This is a genomic window from Paraburkholderia sp. RL17-373-BIF-A (assembly GCF_046030175.1).
Lineage (GTDB): Bacteria > Pseudomonadota > Gammaproteobacteria > Burkholderiales > Burkholderiaceae > Paraburkholderia.
In genome coordinates this window covers 1-591 of sequence record NZ_JARESO010000383.1, presented here as the reverse complement: position 1 = coordinate 591, position 591 = coordinate 1, and the positions used below count along the sequence as shown (strand labels likewise).

The following is a 591-nucleotide window of genomic DNA, read 5'->3' as shown; positions in this document are numbered from 1 at the left end:
GCTTACGGCCAGATCCGTATCGCCAACGAGGTACTCAAACGCCACGCCCTCAGCGTCTCGCCGCAGGGGGTGCGTAGCATCTGGCTGCGCCATGACCTCGAGACCATGAACAAGCGCCTGAAGGCGCTGGAGGCAAAGTCCGCTCAGGAAGGGCTGGTACTGACCGAATCGCAGCTCACCGCGCTGGAGCGGGCCAAGCTGGAAAAGGAAACGCATGGTGAGTTCGAATCTGAATGCCCCGGTTACTGCGGCGCCCAGGATACCTTTTATGTCGGCACGCTCAAGGGCGTCGGGCGCGTCTATCAGCAAACCTTCGTCGACACTTACTCGAAGGTGGCGTTTGCCAAACTCTACGACCGCAAGACACCACTGCCGGCGGCCGACCTGCTCAACGATCGCGTCGTTCCGTTCTTCGACAGCTACGGCATTCCGCTCGCTCGCGTTCTGACTGACCGGGGTACCGAGTACTGCGGAAACCCCGAGCATCACGAATATGAGCTCTATCTGGCCGTGGAGAACATTGATCACACACGCACCAAAGCTCGTTCTCCACAGACCAACGGCATCGTCGAGCGGCTTCACAAGACCATG

Annotated in this window: 1 protein-coding gene; it reads left to right on the top strand. The window is 59.7% G+C overall.

Annotated elements, in window-relative coordinates:
* A partial coding sequence (locus tag P0D80_RS50985) for a transposase family protein (protein ID WP_459252783.1) occupies positions 1 to 591 on the top strand: 591 nt, incomplete at both ends.